At 70.1% G+C, this 21,670-nt stretch carries 23 protein-coding genes; 12 read left to right on the top strand and 11 right to left on the bottom strand.

The features are described from left to right. Window positions 1–142: 142 nt before the first annotated feature. The 3 genes from ACGFIB_RS25320 to ACGFIB_RS25310 all read left to right on the top strand — a co-directional run bounded on the left by ACGFIB_RS25320 (window position 143) and on the right by ACGFIB_RS25310 (window position 3,184). Window positions 143–1,081 (top strand): AMIN-like domain-containing (lipo)protein, encoded by a 939-nt coding sequence (locus ACGFIB_RS25320; RefSeq protein WP_393375442.1) that lies wholly within the window; start codon window positions 143–145, stop codon window positions 1,079–1,081. 371 nt (window positions 1,082–1,452) lie between these two features. Further along, window positions 1,453–2,517 carry an endo-1,4-beta-xylanase gene (locus ACGFIB_RS25315; RefSeq protein ID WP_393375439.1) on the top strand — a complete coding sequence of 355 codons (1,065 nt, stop codon included), beginning with the start codon at window positions 1,453–1,455 and terminating at the stop codon, window positions 2,515–2,517. Between the two features lie 220 nt (window positions 2,518–2,737). Then, the gene (locus ACGFIB_RS25310; RefSeq protein ID WP_393375437.1) at window positions 2,738–3,184 is read left to right on the top strand and encodes a hypothetical protein; all 447 of its coding nucleotides are present in this window, start codon (window positions 2,738–2,740) and stop codon (window positions 3,182–3,184) included. A gap of 9 nt (window positions 3,185–3,193) precedes the next feature. On the opposite strand, the gene ACGFIB_RS25305 is transcribed toward ACGFIB_RS25310, so the two are convergent. Together ACGFIB_RS25305 and ACGFIB_RS25300 are read right to left on the bottom strand one after the other, a co-directional pair. Further along, entirely contained in the window at window positions 3,194–5,146 is a 1,953-nt protein-coding gene (locus ACGFIB_RS25305) for a hypothetical protein (RefSeq protein ID WP_393375434.1), read from the bottom strand. A 28-nt stretch (window positions 5,147–5,174) separates the two neighbouring features. Then, complete coding sequence (locus ACGFIB_RS25300) at window positions 5,175–5,441, bottom strand: hypothetical protein (protein ID WP_142574762.1); 267 nt, start codon at window positions 5,439–5,441, stop codon at window positions 5,175–5,177. Window positions 5,442–5,860: 419 nt separating this feature from the next. On the opposite strand from ACGFIB_RS25300, the gene ACGFIB_RS25295 reads away from it, so the two are divergent. Then, complete coding sequence (locus ACGFIB_RS25295; protein WP_142574763.1) at window positions 5,861–6,229, top strand: group I truncated hemoglobin; 369 nt, start codon at window positions 5,861–5,863, stop codon at window positions 6,227–6,229. 51 nt (window positions 6,230–6,280) lie between these two features. Here ACGFIB_RS25295 and ACGFIB_RS25290 read toward each other — a convergent pair whose 3' ends face one another. Together ACGFIB_RS25290 and ACGFIB_RS25285 are read right to left on the bottom strand one after the other, a co-directional pair. Continuing rightward, a complete protein-coding gene (locus ACGFIB_RS25290) occupies window positions 6,281–7,471 on the bottom strand; it encodes a helix-turn-helix domain-containing protein (RefSeq protein WP_393375431.1) in 1,191 nt (396 codons plus the stop codon). Beyond that, window positions 7,458–8,249: a hypothetical protein gene (locus ACGFIB_RS25285; protein ID WP_142574764.1), complete on the bottom strand. Its 792-nt coding sequence runs from the start codon at window positions 8,247–8,249 to the stop codon at window positions 7,458–7,460. The genes ACGFIB_RS25290 and ACGFIB_RS25285 overlap by 14 nt, the downstream gene beginning before the upstream one ends. A gap of 715 nt (window positions 8,250–8,964) precedes the next feature. On the opposite strand from ACGFIB_RS25285, the gene ACGFIB_RS25280 reads away from it, so the two are divergent. The 4 genes from ACGFIB_RS25280 to ACGFIB_RS25265 are packed head-to-tail and all read left to right on the top strand — an operon-like array spanning window position 8,965 to window position 12,261. Beyond that, window positions 8,965–9,837: a hypothetical protein gene (locus ACGFIB_RS25280; protein ID WP_393375428.1), complete on the top strand. Its 873-nt coding sequence runs from the start codon at window positions 8,965–8,967 to the stop codon at window positions 9,835–9,837. Further along, complete coding sequence (locus ACGFIB_RS25275; protein ID WP_393375426.1) at window positions 9,834–11,084, top strand: S8 family serine peptidase; 1,251 nt, start codon at window positions 9,834–9,836, stop codon at window positions 11,082–11,084. Before ACGFIB_RS25280 ends, ACGFIB_RS25275 begins: the two co-directional genes overlap by 4 nt. Before the next feature lie 50 nt (window positions 11,085–11,134). Beyond that, complete coding sequence (locus ACGFIB_RS25270; protein ID WP_357245403.1) at window positions 11,135–12,067, top strand: DUF72 domain-containing protein; 933 nt, start codon at window positions 11,135–11,137, stop codon at window positions 12,065–12,067. Further along, window positions 12,064–12,261: a helix-hairpin-helix domain-containing protein gene (locus ACGFIB_RS25265; RefSeq protein ID WP_142574768.1), complete on the top strand. Its 198-nt coding sequence runs from the start codon at window positions 12,064–12,066 to the stop codon at window positions 12,259–12,261. The genes ACGFIB_RS25270 and ACGFIB_RS25265 overlap by 4 nt, the downstream gene beginning before the upstream one ends. Here ACGFIB_RS25265 and ACGFIB_RS25260 read toward each other — a convergent pair. Next, window positions 12,246–12,914: a class I SAM-dependent methyltransferase gene (locus ACGFIB_RS25260; RefSeq protein ID WP_393375422.1), complete on the bottom strand. Its 669-nt coding sequence runs from the start codon at window positions 12,912–12,914 to the stop codon at window positions 12,246–12,248. The two genes, ACGFIB_RS25265 and ACGFIB_RS25260, sit on opposite strands and share 16 nt — an antisense overlap. Before the next feature lie 83 nt (window positions 12,915–12,997). Between ACGFIB_RS25260 and ACGFIB_RS25255 the strand changes: the two genes are divergently transcribed. Continuing rightward, a complete protein-coding gene (locus ACGFIB_RS25255) occupies window positions 12,998–14,308 on the top strand; it encodes an acyltransferase family protein (protein WP_393375419.1) in 1,311 nt (436 codons plus the stop codon). Here the strand turns inward: ACGFIB_RS25255 and ACGFIB_RS25250 are convergent. From ACGFIB_RS25250 to tatA, 4 genes are all read right to left on the bottom strand, one after another. Next, window positions 14,259–15,155: an aldo/keto reductase gene (locus tag ACGFIB_RS25250; protein WP_357245409.1), complete on the bottom strand. Its 897-nt coding sequence runs from the start codon at window positions 15,153–15,155 to the stop codon at window positions 14,259–14,261. The two genes, ACGFIB_RS25255 and ACGFIB_RS25250, sit on opposite strands and share 50 nt — an antisense overlap. Then, the gene (locus tag ACGFIB_RS25245; protein ID WP_393375416.1) at window positions 15,148–15,852 is read right to left on the bottom strand and encodes a TetR/AcrR family transcriptional regulator; all 705 of its coding nucleotides are present in this window, start codon (window positions 15,850–15,852) and stop codon (window positions 15,148–15,150) included. The genes ACGFIB_RS25250 and ACGFIB_RS25245 overlap by 8 nt, the downstream gene beginning before the upstream one ends. A gap of 221 nt (window positions 15,853–16,073) precedes the next feature. Next, window positions 16,074–16,598, bottom strand: coding sequence for a hypothetical protein (locus ACGFIB_RS25240; RefSeq protein ID WP_393331862.1), 525 nt, complete (start codon window positions 16,596–16,598; stop codon window positions 16,074–16,076). 174 nt (window positions 16,599–16,772) lie between these two features. Further along, window positions 16,773–17,060 carry a Sec-independent protein translocase subunit TatA gene (gene tatA, locus ACGFIB_RS25235; RefSeq protein ID WP_393375413.1) on the bottom strand — a complete coding sequence of 96 codons (288 nt, stop codon included), beginning with the start codon at window positions 17,058–17,060 and terminating at the stop codon, window positions 16,773–16,775. A gap of 640 nt (window positions 17,061–17,700) precedes the next feature. On the opposite strand from tatA, the gene ACGFIB_RS25230 reads away from it, so the two are divergent. Next, window positions 17,701–19,443, top strand: coding sequence for a glucuronyl esterase domain-containing protein (locus ACGFIB_RS25230; RefSeq protein ID WP_393375410.1), 1,743 nt, complete (start codon window positions 17,701–17,703; stop codon window positions 19,441–19,443). Between the two features lie 132 nt (window positions 19,444–19,575). Here the strand turns inward: ACGFIB_RS25230 and ACGFIB_RS25225 are convergent, their stop codons facing one another. Continuing rightward, entirely contained in the window at window positions 19,576–19,755 is a 180-nt protein-coding gene (locus ACGFIB_RS25225; RefSeq protein WP_142574775.1) for a hypothetical protein, read from the bottom strand. A gap of 80 nt (window positions 19,756–19,835) precedes the next feature. Here ACGFIB_RS25225 and ACGFIB_RS25220 point away from each other — a divergent pair, with 80 nt between their 5' ends. After that, window positions 19,836–20,300 carry a MarR family winged helix-turn-helix transcriptional regulator gene (locus ACGFIB_RS25220; RefSeq protein ID WP_142574776.1) on the top strand — a complete coding sequence of 155 codons (465 nt, stop codon included), beginning with the start codon at window positions 19,836–19,838 and terminating at the stop codon, window positions 20,298–20,300. A 134-nt stretch (window positions 20,301–20,434) separates the two neighbouring features. Here the strand turns inward: ACGFIB_RS25220 and ACGFIB_RS25215 are convergent, their stop codons facing one another. Next, a complete protein-coding gene (locus ACGFIB_RS25215; RefSeq protein ID WP_142574777.1) occupies window positions 20,435–20,917 on the bottom strand; it encodes a MarR family winged helix-turn-helix transcriptional regulator in 483 nt (160 codons plus the stop codon). A gap of 85 nt (window positions 20,918–21,002) precedes the next feature. Between ACGFIB_RS25215 and ACGFIB_RS25210 the strand changes: the two genes are divergently transcribed. Next, the gene (locus ACGFIB_RS25210; RefSeq protein WP_142574778.1) at window positions 21,003–21,563 is read left to right on the top strand and encodes an NADPH-dependent FMN reductase; all 561 of its coding nucleotides are present in this window, start codon (window positions 21,003–21,005) and stop codon (window positions 21,561–21,563) included. The last annotated feature ends 107 nt before the right edge of the window (window positions 21,564–21,670 follow it).

Here is a 21,670-nt window from a genome sequence, read left to right as displayed (position 1 = left end):
GCCGAACGGAAGGTGACAGGTCTGTCCCGTCCCCGACCGGGGTTTACCTGGGGATACTTCAAGCAGGCGCCGGTCCGGAACCGGTCCTGCGCCCACCCGCGGGTCCCCCAACTCGCGAAAGGAACCCGGCAGAGGAGCCCTCATGTTTCTGCCCCCCAAGCGCTCGCTCGCGGTGTTGGCCGTGCCGCTGGTGAGCCTGCTGGCGGCCCCGGCCGCCGCGACACCCGTCCCGTCGCACGCGGCCGTGCGCACGGCCATGCGCACCGCCGTGCACGCGGCGCCGCGCGTGGCGACCCTGGTCGACGTGCGCGCCTCGCATCACCCCGGACTCGACCGGGTCGTCTTCGAGTTCCGCGGGCCGCTCCCGGCGCGGCGAAGCGCCGGCTACGTGTCCCGGCTGATCGCCGACGGCTCGGGCCGCACGGTCCCGGTGGCCGGCGACGCGATCCTCGGGCTGCGCTTCGGCGGCGCGGCCGGCCACGACGACAAGGGGCGGCCCACCTACGGGCCCACCCGCGAGACCTTCGCGCTGCCCGGCGTGCTCCAGGTCGTCAACGCGGGCGACTTCGAGGCGGAGCTCACGTTCGGCATCGGGCTGAGCAGGAAGGCGTCCTACCGCGTCTACACCCTCACGCATCCGAGCCGGGTGGTCGTGGACGTCAAGACGCCCTACCGGACGGTGCCGGTGCGCACGTACTTCCTCGACTCCCGGGCGTACGCGGCCGGGCGGCGGCCGTACACGGCGGCGGTGTCGCGGCCGGTGATCCCGCCGTCCACTGCGCGCGGCGCCCTCCAGCGGCTGTTCGCCGGGCCCACGCAGGCGGAGCACGCCAAGGGGCTGCGCTTCGTCGCCTCGGGGGCCACGGGCGTCCGTTCGGTCGTCGTCCGCGACGGGGTGGCCCACGTGCGGCTCACCGGGTCCCTCCGCAGCGGCGGCTCGGCGTTCACCGTCGCCGACGAGATCACGCCCACGCTCAAGCGGCTACCGGGCATCCGCTGGGTGAAGATCTACGACGCCCGCGGCCGGACCGAACGCCCGAAGGGGCACTCCGACTCCGTTCCGGAGAGCCTCGAACCATGACAACACGAGGGCCGGGCTCGGGAGCGAGCCCGGCCCTCGACCCCGTGTTCCGGGGCCACCGCCCGAGACCACGGCGGACATGACGGCCGTGGTCATGCGGCGGGGGCGCGGTACGACGCGGAGGCCGTCAGCTGAGTGGCTTCTCTCCCTGAAACTTTCGGGCCTTACTGTGCTTGTTATCTGCTCTCCGATGGCGTTTCTGCTGGTAGTTCAGGGATTTTTCCTGCGGTCTTGACTCAGGACGGGTCAATTTCCTAGGGTACGACGACAGAAAGTTAGGGGATTGTTTCGAAAAGTTTCGACTCGCGAAGCATTCCCGGCATGTGCATCTGGACGTCCGACCACGTACCCCCGACCGGAGGACCTTCCTCATGCCGCACAGATTCGCCGCCGCCCTCGCCGCGGCCGGGCTTGTCACCGCGATCGCGGCGACCCCCGCCGCCGCCCACCCCGGCCCGCACCACGACACGACCCTGGGTGAGCTGGCCGCCGCGTCGCATCGCTACCTCGGCTCGGCCACCGACAACCCCGAGTTCTCCGACGCGGCGTACCTCAAGATCCTCGGCAGCGAGTTCAACTCCACCACCGCGGGCAACGCGCTCAAGTGGTATGCCACCGAGCCGCAGCAGGGGGTGTTCGACTTCACCCAGGGCGACCAGGTGCTCGACTTCGCCCGCAAGCACCACATGTCCTTCCGGGCGCACACGCTGGTCTGGCACAACCAGCTCCCCGACTGGCTGAACAACGGCACCTTCACCGCCGCACAGCTCCGGGCGATCCTCAAGAACCACATCCTCACGGAGGCCCGCCACTACCGGGGCAAGGTCTACTCCTGGGACGTCGTGAACGAGGCGTTCAACGAGGACGGCACCTACCGCGACACGATCTTCTACCGGACGCTCGGCCCCGGCTACATCGCCGACGCGCTGCGCTGGGCGCGTGAGGCCGACCCGCACGCCAAGCTCTACCTGAACGACTACAACCTCGAAGCGATCGGGCCGAAGAGCGACGCGTACTACACCCTGGTCAAGCAGCTCAAGGCCCAGGGCGTGCCGATCGACGGCGTCGGCTTCCAGGGGCACCTCGCGCTGCAGTACGGCTATCCGGACACGCTCCAGCAGAACCTGCAGCGCTTCGCCGACCTCGGCCTGGACGTGGCCATCACCGAGCTGGACATCCGCATGTACGTGCCGGCCGACGAGGCCAAGCTCGCGACCCAGGCCGATTGGTACGCAAGGGTGACCAAGGCGTGCCTCGCCGTCCGCCGCTGTGTCGGCATCACGATCTGGGATTACACCGACAAATACTCCTGGATCCCCGCCGTCTTCCAGGGTGAGGGCGCGGCCCTGCCGTACGACGAGAACCTCCAGCCCAAGCCGGCCTACGACGCGATCCGCGACGCCCTGCGCGACGCCGGAAGGCCCGGAAGGCACTGACCCTCCCGCCAAACGGTGCCCGCGCCCATCGGGGCCGGGCACCGTCTCGTTTGGATGAGTTCGAGAAAGCGCTGAGCTAATTGGAGCCGCTGAACCGGGGCCAGATGTAACAGTTCACCTTCGACAGAAGGCTGGGTGGTTCGGTAAACGGGACGTACCATGGGCCGGTCGGTTGTCATGATGGTGCGTGGCACGTGGATTCGGTCGTCTGGAGGGTTCCATGACGCTTCGCCTGCGGCTTATCGTCCCGATAACCCTGGCGGCCGGGCTGATGATGTCCGCATGCAGCGAATCGGAACCAACCCCAGCCGAAGCCGGCCAGGTCCTCAAAAACCATATCGACCAGACTGTGAAGCATGCCTTCGGCACGGACATCGAGGTGATCGATCCTGGGGGCAGGGACATTCCGTGCGGGAACGGTGACTTCAAACGCAGCTACGCAGTAAAGGCAAGAGCGAGAGTTGGATCAGGAGATTCTGAGGGCATAACCCTCGCGCTGGTAGGCACGCTGGACGCTATCGCTGACTACAAGTTGGTCGAGGCCGGCATGACTCCGACCTATCAGCAGGCCGTGAGTGACCAATACCATACACGGATTGTGCTTTCCTCCCCGAGCGAGGGCAGGATAGAGATGCGGGGCGAAACGGAATGTCTGCCGTTGAAATGAGGCGGACAATCACTCGTATGGTGATGAGCCCCGGGTTTCTGCGATTTTCCTCGCCCCCGCAAATCGCTCCTCGAGGGATGTCTGTGCTTCGCCGAATTGGGTTTCGTTCGTCCCGCCGGAGCCGTTGGCGATGAGCCAGTTGTCGAAGTTGCGTACGGCCTCCTTGTTCTTGGCGATCTCGGCGTAGGGCAGCAGCTTGCCGTCGGTTCCGGTGATCGGCGCGTTCGAGAGCCGGGGGTCGTTGGGCGGGACCTTGGCCGTAAAGCCGTTGGACATCAAGATGTTCGCCAGCCACGTCTCGCGGGCCATCCAAGCGGCGTGATTCTTCTCGTCCAGCCCGCTCACCCGGCTCTTGCCCGGAGTGATTCCGGGTTCTACCCCCAGCGGCGACAGGCTGGACACCCCCAGCCACAGAAGCTGTCCAGCCATGCCCGGAACGGCCAGTCCGACGATGCCGAGCCCGAGGCCGTACGCGAACATCTCCGCCTTGACGCGGGCCTGGTCCTCGGCGTCGAGCTTCCCCTGCACGTCGCGTTCCGTCGCAAACTGCATTCCAGCGACGTAGCCGAGCGCACGCATCGCGCGTTCGAGGTGGTCGGTGCTCTTGCCCTGGTCCATTTTCGCGGCGGCGTTGACGATCCTGTCGGTGAGGTTGCCCATCCCCTCTTCGAAGGGCTTGATGTGCGCAGCCGTATCAGCGAACGTTCTGACGAATTCTCCGGCGTCCTTCGGGCTGAGGCGGAACACCGGGTTGAGGCCGGGCACAATTGTCTTGACCGGTTCGAAGGCGCTGGGCTGGGTGCGGTTGGCATCACTAAGGTTGGCGCCCTCGGTGAACTCGGTGGCGTAGGAGCCCGCGATCTCGGCCATCGACGTCCGCATCGGCTCCGGGACGCCGAGCTTCGGCATCTCTCGGATCACGTCGAAGGCGAACTTCGCGGCTTCGGTCGAATGGGCCCCGTCCTTCTCGTCGTACGCACCCGAGGCCGTGGCCAGCACCCTGCCGAAGGCATCGGCGATGTCGTAACCCGAGGCGACGGATCTGCTGGAGTCCAGGAACCGCTTCATCTTCTCGACCTGGGTGAGCTTGACCCCGGCACCGCCCATCTGGGCGAAGGCGGCCCGTGCGGCCTTGCCGTCCCCGACGAGGACCTCCAGCGCGAGGGCGACGGTGTCGGGGGAGTAGCCGTACGTCCTGGTCTCGTCCAGGCCGACGCCGGTCCTATCCTGGCGAGGGTTCTTCACGAAGTCGTCCAGGGCGAGAGAGCGGGCGGCGGCCACGCGCACGCTCGTCGGCGCCTTCGCTCCGGCGAGCAGCGCGAGCCGGTTCCACGCCGTCTCGCGGCTACCGGGTCTGCTCAGCATCTCGGCCTTCACCTTCTCGAATGCCGGGATGCCGCCGGGGGCGCGCAGCGCGGCGCCCAAGGCGGCGCTGAAGGCGGCGAGATCCTGCTTGGCCGTCTTGCTGCCGGTGTTCATGAGCAGGTTGGGCAGCGCGTCGCGCACCTTTGCCGGCAGCGTGGCGAAGAACGCCGCGGCCGCTGCGGGGTCCTCGGCCAGGGCGGCGATCTCCTTGATGTGCTGGTGGGCCAGCTCACCCTTGGTCTCGACACTGGTGGCGGGGTTGGTGAGGATGTCCGTGCCGTACATGAGACCCAGGCCGCGGCCGGCCGCGAAGCTGTCGAGCGCGTCGGGCAACCGGGCGAAGGCGTGGTCGCCGCTCCCGTTCAGCGCCTTGATCAGCTCGGCCCGCTCGGACAGCGTGGGGGCCTGGCTCCTGCCCCAGTCGGCGATGGCGGCGATCTGCGCGAGTGGCGTGGTGCTCACCCCGTTGGCCCGGAAGAGTCCCTCGAAGTCGGTGGCGAAGGAGGTCAGCCGGTCGGACGCCTGGCGCAGGTCTGCCGCCATCGCGTTCATCGCCGCCGGATCGATGCCGCAGAAGTCGCCGCTGGGGGTCGTCATCGCGTCCTTCCTCCCGTGGCTGCCTGGCTCAGGGGCGTCCGGTGAGCTGACGGCGGATGAGCTCGGCCTGGGAACGGGTCACCATCGCCGGATGCCGGTGCAGTTCCTCCTCGATCGCGTGAGTCATCTGCCGTACGAGCTGCGCCAGGCGGTGATGCCGGTCCGCGATCTCGGTCGTCCATTTCACGGCGGTCGGTCCCGTCCAGACCTTGCCCGACTGCATCGACGCGTGGACGCGCTGGTATGCCTGCCCGACCTCCTGAGATCGGTTGTGCACCTCTTTCAGAAGTTCCACCAGCTGTGCGTGGCGAGGGTTGGGCACCATCTCTTCCGCCACACCGCCCCCTGCTGCCGCCCGCTGCTCGCCCCCGAGTCACATTTGATGTTAAAGGTAGACATCGCCCTATAGCATCGGCAACCCCGAAATAGCTGGTATATCGAGAGCGAATTCGCTGACGCTTTTCTTGTCGTGAAGGCGAAAAACGTCCTCCCGAGCGGGAACTTATCCCCGCCTCCCTCTCGGCGCCAGCGAGAACAGGCAACTACTTGGAGCAGCAACCGACGCCCGCACCCGCTCCTGCCTGCGGCCTTTTCGGTCGTGTCGACCGCGTGAGCGCCCGGCTACGCAGGCATTCCCATTTGGTAATCGGGCCGTAACGAAGAGTGTCGATCATTGTTGGCAACGAGGTCGCGCACACGCGGGAGGAAAGCGCTATGGCGTCCATCTTCGATCGGGTCGGTGGTTCGGACGCGGTCGCGGCCGTGGTCGACGAGTTCTACGCGCGGATCGTCGCCGATCCGATGCTGCGGGGCTACTTCGCGGACGTCGACATGGCCAAGCTCAACGCGCACCAGCGCAGCTTCGTCGCCGCCGCGCTCGGTGGCCCTCGGGAATACCGGGGCAAGTCGATGGACGAGGCGCACGCCGGGCTCGGCGTCACGGCGGAGGAGTTCGAGCAGGTGGTCTCCCACCTGGTGGGGGCGTTGGAGTCGTGCGGCATCGACACCGAGACGATCGGCTCCGTCGCCGGAGCACTGGCACCGCTGAAGGTGCAGGTCGTGCAGAGCACCGTCGCGGCCTGAACGGTCCTCGGCCCGGAGACCACCTGTCGCCCGGCGCGTGGGTGTGCGGCGTCAGGGGACGAGTCTCAGCTGGGGGCGATGGGTGGGCAGGCCGACCAGCTCGCGTACGCGCGCCATGGGCCAGGCGAGCTCCCGGGCGAGCGCGGGCACGGTCAGCCCGGTCTCGGCCGCCGCCATCTCGAAGGCCTGGGCGAGCAGGACCGGCTGCTCGCCGGGGTAGCCCGACACCGGTTCGGTGGCGAAGCCCGGCTGCCCGCGCAGCGCGGCAAGGCGCTGGTAGGCGCGGCCGGCAGCGGAGTCGGACAGCAGGCCGACCTCCCGGCACCGGTACAGCAGGGAGTCGACCGACACGCCCCAGACGCGGCGCAGCTCCGCCAGCCGCCGCAGGTCCGCACGGGCGGGCAGGCGGGGCAGGATGCTGTCGCGCGGGGTGAGGAACTCCGCGGCGAAGGAGTCGGCCTCGCGCTCCTGCTGGCTGTCGCCGGCCGCCGCGTCCCCGTGCAGCACCAGGTGCCCCAGCTCGTGGGCGGCGGTAAAGCGGTGCCGGTAGACGTCGTCGAAGCGGTTGGGCGTCAGGACGACGATGGGCCGCGGCAGGCTGGAGGTGGAGAAGGCGTCCACGGTGACCGCGTCCTCGTCGGCCTGGGGGAAGACGACGACGATCCCCCGGGACTCCATGTGCCGCACCAGGTGGCTGATCGGCCCGGCGCCGAGCCCCCAGTGGGCCCGCAGCGCGCGGGCCGCGCCCCCGGGATCGCGGGGCAGGGCGCTGCCCGAGTGCACCTCGCCCCAGGCGAAGCCGGGCAGATCCACGAAGGGGAGCCGCACCCGCTTCTCCAGCGCGTACGTCAGCTCCCAGACCTGTTCCACGAAGGCCACGGCCTTGGCGCGCTGGTAGGCCCGGGTGGAGCGCAGGCTGCGGAAGTGTGCCATCGAGCCGTCCAGCTTGCCGTGCGGGCGGCCCGGCAGGAAGAAGGCCGCGGGCACCGCGAGCACCTCGGCCAGGAACGGGACCAGATCGGGACGCGGCCGGGTCACCCCGGCCTCGTACTGGCCGACCGCGGCGGGTGACACCCCGATGCGCTCGGCCACCTCCTTCTTCGTCAGCGCCGCCAGCCGTCGGGCCTGGGTGAGGCGGGTTCCGTCGAAGGCGTCCGCCACGGCCTGCGGGCTGGGTGCCGTGTCGCCGGATTCGGAGGAGACGGTCTCCTCGACCAGGCGCAGCCGGTCATCGTCCTTCATCGGCGGCGGCGTCCGGTGCGTACGGCGCCTCGCTCATGGGAGGCAGGGCGGCCGCGCGCTCGTACGCCGGGCGCGGATTCAAGGCCGGGGTCGGCATCGCGCCCCGGGCGAACGCGGACGCCTCGCCGACGGGGGTCGTCACCCCGGGCAGCTCGGCCGCGGGGGCCTGCCCGGCGAGCGGGATCGGCTCGCAGTGGTGCCAGCGCAGGCTGCCGGTGCGGTCGAGCAGCTCGGCCTCGCCCCACCACACGTCGAGCAGACCGGCCCTGGCGTTGCACGCGTACGCGATGAGCACGAGGCGGGTGCCCTCGGGCAGCCGGGTGAGCGCGCGGGCGGCCGGAGTCGCGGGCGCCGGCAGGGCGGCCTCGACGCCGCCGAGCGTGAGCTGCTCGGCCCAGGGCCGCGGGCCGAACCTGGTGAACAGCGCCTGCACCAGCCCGGACGGCCTGCCGTCGCCGATCCTGGCGTTGACCACGCTGACCGAGCGGTCCTTGGCGTAGCGGAAGGGAAACAGCAGGTTGCCGCCGAGCACGACGAGCTCGTGCTGGGAGCCCGGCGGCTTGACGGTCTCGACGTCGGGCATGTCCGCGAACGTGCTGGCCAGAGCCTCGAACTTGCGGGACATGAGCGTGAAGCCGAACGGGTGCAGGAGCTCGGTCCGCGCCGTCTTCTGGGCGTCCTGGGCGTTGTCCAGCGCGAGCGCCAGCGCCTCGGTCACCCCCTGGCGGATCTGCTCGGCGCGCGGGCCGAACGTCTCCATGGCCCAGGTCGACAGCATCGCCACCTCCGGTGTGCTCCGCGCAGTGCTGGTTTCCAGTGCTGGGTTTCGGTGCTGGTTTCCGGTGCTACGTGGACCATTGGCCGCGAGACCAGCCGCGAGACCAGCCGCGAGACCAGTGGCCACCGGACACCGGGGGCACTTTATTTTCCGACATCATAGTCCCGCGAACGCTTCACAGGTCACGTACGTCACACCCCTTCTGGCCGTCGGAGACGCCCGAATGTGACCGAAGACATGGCTATAGTGCGAAATGTCATGATCGGGGATGGGGAGCGTGGCCGGCGTGTGCCCGCCGTACTTCCCAGCCGTACGGCCGGCTGCCGGAGTGCGTGCCGCGTACGGCACGCACAACGGGAGAACGATGGCACATCCCCCACCTACCGGCCCATATTCGGGCCGGCCTCCCGTCGATCCCTACGGTCTAGGGCAGCATGGCCCCGGGCAGCCGCCCGCAGCGCCGCACCATCCGTGGCCGGGCTACCCGCCCCAAGGTCAGCCGCCCCAAAACCAGCCGCCGCAAGGTCAGCCGCCACAAGGGCGGCCCCCCCAGAACCAGCCGCCGCAAGGTCAGCCGTCACAGGGCCGGCCGCCGGGCCCATATCCGCCGGCCGGGCCGGGGCCGCAATTCCCGCCCGCCGGACAGCCGTGGCCGGGGCAACCGGCGCAGGCCCCGGCGTTCCTGCCGGGGCAACCGCCGCAGGCCCCCGGGTTCATGCCGCAACAACCGGTGCAGGCCCCCGGGTTCATGCCGGGGCAACCGCCGCAGCCGGGTCAGTGGCCCGCGCCCGGCGGGCCGTACGAGCCGGGTGGTCCGTACGAGCCCGAAGACGACGGCAGGCCGCGGAGGGGAGCCGGGCGGGTCTTCGGCGGGGTCCTGTGCGGGGGTCTCGGCCTGGTGCTCCTGCTCGGCGGGGGCGCCGTCGTGGCGCAGGCCGTGTCGAACAGCCACCAGGAGATCCGCAACAAGGAATACGCGCGCAACCTGTGGCGCAACGAGCCCGCCGAGACATTGTTCCCCGCGGCGCTCGGCCTGCAGGACCCGGAGAAAAGACAGGGCGACCCGAACACCGAGCGCGGCTGGACCAGGGTCGCGATCTCCCCGGAGACCTCCTGCGCGAAGGCGCTGAGCGGGGCCGTGGCGAAGGAGGCCGCCAGGCGCGGCTGCGTCGCGGCCCTCCGCGCCACATATGTGGACGACACGGGTGGCACCGCCGCAACCGTCGCCATCGTGGTGTTCCGCGACCCGAAGGTCGCCCTCGATCTGGGCGACCTCGTCCACGACAAGGGGGACGCCGACCGGCCCGACCAGGCCGTGCACGCCCTCGCCGCCCCGGGGATCACCTGGAGCGACGCCGTACGGGCGGGCAGCGGGGGCGACAAGGTGCTGGACGTCTACGCGCCGTGCGCGGTGGTCGCCTCGGCGGGACCGGCGGACGGCAGGAAGACGGGCCGGCTCCCGCGGCCCTGGGGCGTGCGAAGCGAGGATCAGCGTATCGACCGCAAGCCGTGGAGCGCGGTGGCGGAAGGGCTGGCCAAGTCCCTCGCCTGGCGGCTGGCGGATCTGACCTCCAAGGGGGGAGCATGACCGGGCGCGGGCTCCGCGCCGCCCTTGCCGCCGTCGCCGCGGCGGTTCTCGCGGTGGTCGTCTCGGCGGCGGGCACAGTGGTCGTCTCGGTGGTGGGCACGGCGCTTCCCGCGTGGGCGGACGCACCAAGGAACTGGGACGTCGCGGCGCTGCGGCTGCCCGAGGCGCAGCGGACGGCCCAGGGAGACGGCGTCCTGGTCGCCGTGCTCGACACCGGTGTGGTGGCCAAGCATCCCGCGCTGGCCGGCCGGGTGACGACCGGCCCGGACCTGATCGGAGGCGGTGCCAGGCCGGGCCAGTCCTACTGGGGCGAGCACGGCACCGCGATGGCGTCCGACGTGCTCAAAGTGGCGCCGAAGGCCCGCATCCTGTCGGTGCGGGTCCTGTGGGACGACGAGGACCCCGCGCGGCGGCGGGCGCTGAAGATGACGCAGGACGCGCAGAGCGAGAAGGCCGCGCACGCCCTGGCCAACGGCATCAGGTATGCCGTCGGCAAGGGGGCGAAGGTCATCTCGATGTCGCTCGGCACCGACGAGTGGGCGATCCTCTCGGGCTACGAGGAGGACACGGCCGCCGCGGTGGACTACGCGGTGAGCAAGGGCGTCACGATCCTGGCCAGTTCCGGCAACGGTGGTTCGACCGACCCGCTGGAGGTGGACGCCAACAACAGCGTGTCCTACCCGGCCGCCTATCCCGGGGTCATCGGGGTGGCGGCGCTGGGGCCGGACGGCCGCCGGGCGGACTTCTCCCAGGTGCACACCTACACCGCGATCGCGGCCCCCGGCGTCGGCATCTACAGCGCCAGGAACACCGGCGGCTACGAGTCGGTCTCCGGCACCTCCCCGGCCTGCGCCCTCGCCGCCGGGGTGGTCGCGCTGGCGCTGTCCCGCAACCCGAAGCTCACACCGGGACAGATCCGGGGCATCCTGACCAGGACCGCCCGGCATCCGGCGGGCGGGTACGACCCGCTCGTGGGCTTCGGTCAGGTGGACGCGGCCGCCGTGGTCGCGGCGGCCGGCTCTCCCGGGAAGCCCGCGGTCAAGCCCGTTCCGTACAAGGGGAAGAAGTACTTCGGCAACGGCCCCACCGACGCGCAGATGACCCACCCGTCCATCGACACCGGTTATCTGGTCATCGGCGGGGGCGCGGGAGCGGTCGGCCTGCTGTTCCTGTTCGTCGCCTTCCTCTTCTTCCGCCGCCCCAAGGCCTCAGCCCCGCGGCCGGAAGGCCTGCCCCCGCCGCCGTGACACCGAGCCCCGGCGACGGCCGGGGCGGGCCGGGCTCCTTATCGTGAGGTATGGGGGAGATCCTGGTCGGCACGGCGTCGTGGACCGACAAGACGCTGCTGGAGTCGGGGTGGTATCCGCCCGGCGTCACGACGCCGGAGGAACGCCTGCGCCACTACGCGAGCGTGTTCCCGCTGGTGGAGGTCGACTCCACCTACTACGCGCCGCCCGCCGAGGCCACCGTGCGGCTGTGGGCCGAGCGCACGCCCGCGGAGTTCGTCTTCGACGTCAAGGCGTTCTCGCTGCTCACGCGGCATCCGACCCGCCCGGCCGCACTGCCGAAGGACCTGCGTCCGAGCGGCGGCGGCAAGAACCTGTACGCCGGAGACCTCGACCCGAAGGTCGTGGACCAGGTCTGGGAGCGGTTCCTCGGCGCCCTGCTGCCGCTGCGGGAGGCGGGCAAGCTCGGGGCGGTGCTCTTCCAGTTCCCCCGGTGGTTCCCGATCGGCCGGGCGAACAAGCACTACATCCTGGAGTGCAGGCGGCGCTGCGAGCCGCTGCGGATCTCCGTCGAGTTCCGCAACCACACGTGGATGAGCGAGGACAACCAGGCCGAGACCCTCGACTTCCTCCGCTCGTACGCGATTCCGTACGTGTGCGTGGACATGCCGCAGGGCTATCCGGACTCGATCCCGCCGGTCGTCGCGGCCACGTCCGACCTGGAGGTCGTGCGGTTCCACGGGCACAGCGACAAGTGGACAAGCCACGACATCCACGAGCGCTTCGGCTACCGCTACTCCCTCGACGAGCTGAAACAGTGGGCACCGAGGCTGCGCGAACTCGGCGGCCGGGCGTCCACGACCCACGTGCTGATGAACAACTGCTACCGCGACTACGCGCAGACCAACGCCCGCCAGCTCGCCGGCGTGCTCGCGGGTTTGCCAGACTGCGACGTACGCCCCCGGCCGGACGGCGACCGGACACACGAGGAAGGGACCCGATGACGGACCTGCCCAAGATCGGCGCTCCGGCCACGCGAGCGCTCGCGAACGCCGGCTACACCGACCTGGAGAACCTCGCGCAGGCGACCGAGGCCGAGCTCCTCGCGCTGCACGGCATGGGACCGAAGGCGATGTCCATGCTCCGCCGGGCCCTGGAGGAGCACGGCCTGTCCTTCCGCGATCAGGCCACCGCATAGTAGGAGTCCACCGCCCCCTGGCCGGTGTAATTGGGGCCCGCGCGGTCGTCGGCGCCGAGATAGGACCAGGGCAGGTCGATCTCCCTGCGGCCACGGCAGCTCACGCGTTTGTTCCTGGCGTCGTAGACGAGACCGTTCGCCCGCAGCGCCGCCGTCAGTCGTCGTCCCACGGGCGTCCCGTCCGCACGCCGGACGCTGTGTACGTCGAAGTTGGCGGCGAACAGTCCGTCGTCGGTCAGCCAGGAGGCGGCCCGGGCGATCACTCCGAGCTTGTCGCCGACATAGTGCAGCCCATGGACGCAGGTGATCAGGTCGAACGCGGCATCGGGGGCCCACGAGGTCACCGACGTTGTGACCAGCCGCAGCCGCGGCGGCCGCGGCGGCCCGGCGAAGTAGCCGACGAGGTCCACACCGACGATCTCCGCCCGGTCTCCCAGCGCGTGTGCGGCCTCGAACAGCGCGCTCGCCGTGCCGCAGCACAGGTCGAGCCACCGGACGACCCGATCGGCGCCGTGCAGGAGGGCGAGGACGTCGACGCCGAGTTCCCGCCGGTAGGCCGGCAGCCGGCGCTCGCGATTCATGTCGCTGTTGGCCACGACCGGGGACCGCTCCAGAGCGTCGTCGTCCAGGAGCCGAAGATTACGATGGTCCATCCCCGTTTCCTAGCATTCCTGCAGAGTCCGCGGCGTACCAAGCGCGGTGCTGCCGACGCCGTATTTCGCCTAAAGTCACCTGAATGGCAGCAAACCGCACCCGGCTGGCGTGGCTGGACGCCTTACGCGGGATCGCCGCTCCGGCCGTGGCGCTGCACCACTCGGCCTGGACCTTCGTCCCGGCCGTCTGGGCGGAGGTGGACCGCAGGGTCGACGTCGGCACCTGGGGCGTCTTCGTCTTCTTCCTGGTCAGCGGATACATCATCCCGGCCTCGCTGGAACGGCGGGGCGACCTGCGGGCCTTCTGGACCGGCCGGGTCTTCCGGCTCCTCCCGCTGCTGCTCGCCGCGCTCGCCCTCGCGCTGCTCCTCGCGTACGCCGGGGTGTTCGCGATGTCGCCGGGCATCGACCGCCGGCCGCCGCCGCTCGTCGCGCTGGCGAACCTCTCGATGCTGCAGGAGCTCCTCGGCGTCCCCTCGGTGATCAACGTGATGTGGACGCTCTCCTACGAGATGGCGTTCTACCTGATGACGGCGGGGCTGTTCGCCGTACGGCAGGCGCACAGGTCGGCGCCGATCGCCGTGGTCCTGGCGGTCGCGGCAGTGCCGCTCGGCCTGCTCATGCCCGGCGCGACGATCAACGGCGGCGCGGACCTGGTCGCCGCGCTCATGGGTGTCGCGGCGATCCTGGTCATCGTCGTGACCGTGACCGCGAACGGCCGCCTCAGGACGGCCGCCGCGGTGATCGGCGGCCTGCTCGGCCTGGCGCTGGTGATCCTCGGCAGCCGGATCGGGGCGGGGGAGGGCCTGGTCATCACGGCGACGATGTTCGCCGGAACCGCCGTGTGGCGCGCCGAGCAGGGCACGCTACGACCTGTCTGGGCCGTCGCCGCCCTGCTCACGGTGCTCGTCTGCGGTGTCCTGGTGGCCGATGAGCCCGCCTGGGCCGCGGCGGTCGCGTTGGCGGCCGGCGTGTTCGCGCTCGCGTTCCGGCTGCGGCACCGGCCGTTCCCCCGGTGGCTCGCCCACCTCGGAGTGATCAGTTTCTCTCTGTATCTGCTGCACCCGCTCCTGTTGCGGGTCGTCCCGAATCTTGCGGTGTTCTTCCTCGTCCTGCTGCTGCTCGGTCACGTGGCGTACCGGCTCGTGGAGGTCCCCGGGCAGCGTCTCGGCCGCCGCCTGAACGCGCACGGAAAGTTCAGGTCAACTTCGACGGGCGGCCGTGTGGGCGGCGCGTCCGCGGGGACCAGCGGCTCTGACGCCGGTACGCAGGAGATTCGCAGGAGGGGACGGGTCATGGGTGAGGACCAGGACCTCCACGACCCGGGCCGGCCGTGTCCTCCGGTCAGCCGGCGTCGGAGAGCGCGTCCAGGCGGGCCATCTCCTCGTCCGTGAGACGCAGCGTGGCGGCGGCGACGTTCTCGGTGAGGTGATCGGGATTGCCGGTGCCCGGGATGGCCAGCACGTGCGGCCCCTGCTGGAGCGTCCAGGCCAGTCGCACCTGCGCGGGGGTCGCGCCGTGCGCGCGGGCCACGGCGAGCACCTCCTCACGGTCCGTGCCGCTCGCCCCCTGGTCGCGGCCCTCGCCGGCGATCGCGAAGAACGGCACGAAGGCGATGCCCTGCTCGCCGCAGGTGCGCAGTTGCCCTCGGCTGCGGGTGGCGCCGACGCCGTACAGGTTCTGCACGCTCACCACCGGCGCGATCGCCTGGGCCTGCGCGAGATGCCCTGGCCGGACGTTGGAGATCCCGAGGTGCCGGATGAGACCGGCCTCGCGCAGCTCGGCGAGCGCCCCGAAGTGCTCGGCGATCGAGTCGAGCCCCGGCTGGCGCAGATAGACCAGGTCGAGGTGGTCGCGGCCGAGCTGGCGCAGGTTCTCCTCGACCTGGCCGCGCAACTGGTCCGGCCGGGCGAACGGCAGCCACTCGCCGGACGGGTCCCGTCCGGGGCCCACCTTGGTCGCGATGACCAGGTCGTCCGGATATGGCGCGAGCGCCCGGTTGATCAGCTCGTTGGCCGAGCGCAGTCGCGAGAAGTAGAACGCCGCCGTGTCGATGTGGTTCACGCCGAGGTCGACGGCGCGCCGCAGCACCGCGATCGACCGTTCGCGGTCGCTCGGCGTGCCGAGGTCGAAGGCGGCGCTTCCTGTCAGGCGCATCGCGCCGAACCCCAGCCGGTTGACCGTGAGGTCGCCGAGCTTCCAGGTCCCCGCGGCCGCTGCGTTGATCGTTTCTTCACTCATCGTTCCAGGATGCCCGTTGAAGGCCCATGCTGTCGGCGAGGGCGTCCATGACGGCGTCGAGCAGGGTGGCACCGCTGTGCCCCATGCCGGCGCACTGCCCCTGAACATCCAGGCTCACCACGCCCTGGAGCTGCGCCCAGGCCATCACGGTGCCGGCCAGGGCGGTCGCCGGATCCCCCTCCGGGGCGAACGCGCGCACCCACTCGGCGACCACCGGGGTCTCCTCCACCCACCGCCGCATCTGCTCCCGCAGCGGTTCGGTCCCCGGGCGGCAGTGCCCTCCGGCGAACACCGGAAGGAAGGGCCCGAGCACGCTCCGGGCCCGCAGCACGCTCTCCGGGGGAGCGTCGTAGCCGGGCGAGGACGTGCCGGCCAGCAACTGGAACAGGTGCGGATTGGCCACCGCCCATCCGTGGAAGGCCCGGGCCAGCGCGTGCAGCCGCTCCCGAGGCGCGCCCTCGCCGGCGGCGGCCCGTACGGCCGCGGCGACCTCGTCGAAGCCCTCCAGGATCAGCTCGGTCAGCAGGTCGTCGCGGCTGCGGAAGTACTTGTACAACGCCGGGCCCGTGACGCCGAGCTGTTTCGCCACGGCGTTCAGGCTCAGCGCCGCCGCTCCGCCTTCGCCGATCTGCACGAGGGCGATCTGCTTGATCTCCGAACGGACCTGGTCCCGGTAGCGCTGCCGCGGCGTTGACATCCTCTCATTATGGTGAGTGCCTCTCATCGGCGTCTCCGGCTCGTCGCGGCGATCGTCAGGCGATGACCGGCCCCCGCGTCGTCGGCCGAAAGTGGCGCCGACGGCGAGGCCGCCGCGCCTGCGCGCGGAGGAGGCGCGCACGAAAAGGGCCGGACCTCCGGGGAATGGGAAGTCCGGCCCTGTGCCGAGCGATGCCGGGTGACCGGCGGTCTTTCAGGTGCTCAGGGGGTGTAGATCTCCTGCACCTTGACGATCGCGCCGCGATAGACGGTGATGAGCGCCGGGCGATGCTTGGACTTCATCCGGGAGATCAGCTCACTGCGGGAGCACCGCTTCGACCCGAGGCCGCCGCTCTTCACGGTCACCGTGGTGCCCTTGCACCCGGTGGCGCTGTAGAACACGACGTTCTTCGCCACGGGAGAGGCGTAGGCCGTCACGTCACCCTCGGGCGGGCCCGCGAAGTGGCCCTCCGTGTGGCCGGTCCTGTCCTTCACCCACCTGATCGGCTCGTATTCCGCCACCCCGGACCGGTAATACGTGACCCAGCCCCGCAGGATGCCGTCGTGTCGCGGCGAGATGTGCCTGGTGAAGTCATGGTGGGGGTCGCTCTGGAACGACGTGCCGTACGCCTTGGGCGCGGCGAACTTCGGCATGGCGGCGGCGTCGGCCGGGAGCGCCGCCGCGGAGAGCAACGCGGCGGCCGCGGCGGCGGGAAGAACGACGCGGAGCGAGAGGGTGAGCTTCATGCCTTGTTGGAGTCCGGGCCTCGCGGGGAAGTTCGCGCGATCTGGGCGAATCTCCGCACGCACCCATGCATGGGCCCCACGACGCCCGTGTCTGTCGCCCGGGACGCCGAGCGCGGTGCTCGCCGTTCGCCGGCTCTTGGCATGCGGCGCCACCGGCAGGGCGCCGAGAACGCCTCAGCGGACCTCGGGCTCGTCCCGCCGCGCGGCGTCCGCCGCCACTCTGAGCCGGGCGTTCTCCGCTTCGAGCGCTCGTAGCCGCTCCTCGGCGTCCGGGGAGACCGGTGCCGTACGGGCCCGGGCGGCCGGGGCGTCGTCCTCGTCGCCGAGCCTGCCGGTCTCCCTCTTGAGGATCCGCAGCGACTGCCCGACGGCCTTCGCGGTGTCCGGCAGCTTCTTCGCGCCGAAGAGCAGCACGAGCACCACCAACACGATCATCCAGTGAACAGGGCTGAGCGAACCCATGGCGGGGTTCTCCTCTGGTCGTCGTTTTACCTGCTCAAAGGCTATGTCATCGACTGCGCGGGTCGACGCGCGGCCGGTGACCCGCGTCGCCCGCGTCACGCCGGGCAGTGGAGATCGCCCTCGGCATGCAGCGGAGAGGCGAAACGCGAGGGGAGGAAGCGCGGAACCAGCCGCCTGCTGACGCAGCCGGTCCCCCGTGCGACTCCTGGCCGACCTGCTCGACGAGCGGGGCGCCGACGTCGTCAGGCCGTCCGCCGGAGCGCCGCGAGACGTCGCCGCAGCTCAGACGATCACCGGTTGCTGAAAGTTTCGTGAGTATTTCGGAAAAATCTTCGCGAGAGTAGCGGTAATCCTGCCGCGAACAGCACTGTCGTCCCCCCTCATTCTGTGGCGAAGACCCTCTCTGATTTGGGCCTTGCGATGCCGCAACGTTTCATTGATGCTTCGAAAACATTCGTCTCCATTCGGCTTGCGGTTCTCTCCGGACCCATCACAGGGCCGGGACCCCTCGGGAGGAAGGACGCACTGTGTCAAGCACCGTGTTGCAAGATCTCAAGGACTCGGGAGCAACACCGGCGAGCCCGGTGCAGGCCGGGCCCGCACACGCCGACGCCGGTCGGCCCTCCCACGGAGGCGGCCGATGATCGGCGACGTCACTCCCGGCGGCGGGAGCCGCACCCCGGGTGTCCGCCGCGCGCTCGTCATCGGCGCCGTGGCGGCGCTTTCGCTGGGTCTCGCGGTGGTCGAGATCCCCGGTGGCAACGCCGGTGTGGGCGCGCTCGCGCCCTGGACGGCGCAGGCGGCCGCTGCCGCCGCCGGCGTCGAGGACGAGGGCGCCGACTGCGCGGTGTCCGACCTCGGAAGTCTGACGGCCAACTCCAGGCTTCCTGATCCCTTCAAGAAGATCAACGGGCAGCGCATCACCTCCAAGTCGGAGTGGCGGTGCCGCCGTGAAGAGATCAAGAAGCTCGCCGAGCGGTATGTCTACGGTGACAAGCACGGCAAGCCGGCCAACGTGACCGGGACGGTCTCGCGAACCGGCATCACGGTCAACGTGTCCGACAGCGGCAGGAGCGCGAGCTTCTCGGCGAGCGTGGACCTGCCGAGCGGCACCGGGCCGTTCCCGGCCGTCATCGTCTACGGAGGATTCGGCGCCGACACGGCCACGATCAAGGCGAGCGGCGCCGCCGTCATCAGCTACGACCCCTTCACGGTCGGCAAGGAAGGCACCGCCCGCAACAACAAGCAGGGTGCCTACTACAGCATCTACGGCTCTTCGAGCAGCACCGGACTGCTCGCCGCCTGGGCCTGGGGCGTGAGCCGCATCATCGACGTCATCGAGCAGTCGGGGGGCGGCATCCTCAAGGCGGATGCGACCGGTGTCACGGGCTGCTCCCGGTTCGGGAAGGGCGCCTTCGCGGCCGGAGTGTTCGACCAGCGCATCGCGTTGACCATGCCGATCGAGTCGGGCAGCGCAGGCGTTCCGATCCTGCGCGGCGTCGCCCAGGAGTCCGGCGCGCAGCCGCTGAGCAGCGCCTACTCCGAGCAGCCGTGGCTGGGAGACGCGTTCGGCTCCTTCACCGGCAATCCCGCCCAACTGCCGGTGGACACTCACGAGATGGTGGGCATGATCGCCCCGCGCGGGCTGTTCATCATGGAGAACCCGCACGTCGACTGGCTGGGCGCCCAGTCGGGCAGCGTGGCCGCGCTGGCCGGAGCCGAGATCTACAAGGCGCTCGGGGCGGGAGACAACATCAGCTACTGGTCTGACGTGCAGGACGGCACCCACTGCGCCACCCGGTCCGAATGGCGTACTCCGCTGCAGCAGAACATCCAGAAGTTCCTGCTGAAGACGGGCAACGCCTCCGCCGTGTTCCGGGTCTCGTCCAGGAAGTCCGGCAACCTGTCGCAGTGGAGAGACTGGACGACTCCGGTCCTGACCGACTCCAGCCCGTCTCCCAGCCCCAGCCCCAGCCCGAGTTCCTCGCCGCGTCCGCCCGTGAGCCCGAGCCCCTCACCCAGCGGGAGCCCGGACACCAGTCCGAGCCCGCCGGTGAGCCCGAGCCCCTCGCCGTCCGGCGGGGTGAGCGGAGCGTGCTCGGCGACGGTACGGGTGATCAACTCCTGGTCCGGCGGCTGGCAGGGTGAGGTCACGGTGCGCGCGGGGAACTCCGCCGTCAACGGCTGGACCGTGGACTGGACCTGGCCGGGTTCGCAGACGATCACCCAGATTTGGGGTGGCGTACGGTCGGGCTCCGGCTCGAACGTGACGGTGCGCAACGAGTCGTGGAACGGCTCGGTCGCCGCCAACGGGAGCACGACCTTCGGCTTCCTCGCCGGAGGGTCCTCGGCCACCCCGGCGGCCACCTGCACCAGCCCGTGACCCACGGGTGACCGGACTCCGACGATCGGGGCCCGCGGCCGCCGCGCCGCGGGCCCTCGGCATATGCGCCGGGCGCGATGTCTCATGATCCCGCCGGAGCCGGCCGAGCCCCGCAGCGGGGCGCCGCCTCGGTCAGTGACCGAAAATCATGACGACGCCGACGATGATGAAGTGGACGAGCACCGCGAACACCAGGACGCTGGCGAATATCCACTTGGCGGGTCCGTGCTCGAAGTTCTTGCTCTCCTTCATCGGCGGGCGCTGGGCGACGCGGTCGGCGATGCGCTCTTCGAGACTCTTCCTACGGGCCATGACACTTCCTGTGTTCTCGGCGCTGCTTAGTGCACTAATAGTTAGTGTACTAAGCTTGTAGCATGGCGGTGGAGGTGCACATGAGTGACGTTGGCGACATCGTCGACCCTCTGGCTCTGGAGAACCAGGTCTGCTTCGCCCTGGCGGTCGCCTCGCGGTCGGTCATCGGCCTCTATCGGCCTCTGCTCGAACCGATGGGTCTGACCCACCCGCAGTATCTGGTGATGCTGGCCCTGTGGCAGTACGCGCCGCTGTCGGTCAAGGACCTCAGCCGGCTGCTGCAGTTGGAGCCGGCCACGCTGTCGCCGTTGCTCAAGCGCCTGGAGACCGCCGGTCTCGTCGAGCGCCGCCGCGCCAGCGACGACGAGCGTTCCCTGGCGATCGTGCTGACCGGCGAGGGACGCGCGCTGCGTGAGCAGGCCGAGAAGGTGCCCGTCGCGATCGTCGAGCGGCTGGGGATGGAGCTGACCGAGCTGCGGAGCCTGCACCAGGCGTTGACCCGGGTGATCGGCGCGGCCAACGGCGTCCACCTCGCCGCTCAGTGACCGCACCCGCACCCGGGGGTCATCCCTGAGAGATGACCCGCTCTCCTCCCCGATCCGGGGTCGTCGGGAATGCCGGCCATATTCCGGCCATGTCCCGGCCGTATGTCGCCGGGCCCGGGCTGTCGCCCGCCGCGTCAGGCGTTGCCCGCGACGTTCTGGACCGCGCGGGCGAGGCGGGCGAGATCGACGCCTTCGAGGTGGTCGAGAAAGTGCCGGCGCAAACTGGCCAGGTTGCTGGGCCACGCCCGTTCCAGGCGGGCGAGGCCGGCGTCGGTGAGGACGGCGTTCAACCCGCGGGCGTCGGCGTCGCATCTGAGTCGTTCGACCCAGCCCTGCCGCTCCAGGACGGTGACGATGCGGGTCATCCCACTCAGGGAGAGCTCGCAGGCGACCGCGAGCTCGCCCATCCTCATCCGTCGCTGCGGCGCCTCCGACAACCGCATCAGGGTGATCCACTCAATGAGCGGCAACTGTTGTTCGCGCACCATGTCGGCGTCGATCGCGCGGGGCAGCGCGTAGATCAGGCGAGGCAGCGCGCGGATCAACGCCTCCTCGTCGGCGGTCAGCGGCTCCGGCTGCGCCGGTGGCACCGGCGGCACCGGCGGTGGTGTGGTCATAGTCACAGATTACTTGCTTCACGAACGAAGTATCCATACTCTTCCAACGCGACGAATTATGCCCTGACCAGAATTGGAGATTGTCATGACCAGAATCGGGATCATCCTCGGCAGTACCCGCCCCGGACGCAACGGCGAGGCCGTCGCCCGCTGGGTGCACCAGATCGCCACGCAGCGGACCGACGCGGAGTTCGAGCTCGTGGACCTGCTCGACTACAAACTCCCGCACCTCGACGAGACGCTGCCGCCGTCGCTCGGCCAGTACGCGCAGCCGCACACCAGGGCGTGGGCCGACAAGATCGCGTCGTTCGACGGGTTCGTCATGGTGACCCCCGAATACAACCACTCGACGTCGGGCGCACTGAAGAACGCCATCGACTTCCTGTACGGCGAGTGGAACAACAAAGCCGTCGGTTTCGTCAGCTACGGCTCGGTCGGCGGCACCCGTGCGGTGGAACACCTGCGCCTGATCGCCGGCGAGCTCCAGATGGCCGACGTGCGGGCCCAGGTGGCGCTGTCCCTGCTCACCGACTTCAAGGACTACAGCGTGTTCACGCCCAACGAGGGCCATGTCGGGCCGCTCACCACGATGTTGGACCAGGTCGTGGCATGGAGCGTGGCACTCGCACCGTTGCGCGCCCGCTGAAGTCCGCGCGAGACACGGGGATCAGGAGGGGCTCCACGGGAACGCCCGACGGCAAGGTGGTGCCGATCACCGGCACCACCGGGTGCCGCTAGGGAGCGTCTGACACG

This window comes from Microbispora bryophytorum (assembly GCF_043197435.1).
Taxonomy (GTDB): Bacteria; Actinomycetota; Actinomycetes; order Streptosporangiales; family Streptosporangiaceae; genus Microbispora; species Microbispora bryophytorum.
The sequence above is the reverse complement of the archived record's forward strand: the minus strand, read 5'-3'. Positions and strand labels throughout refer to the sequence as shown.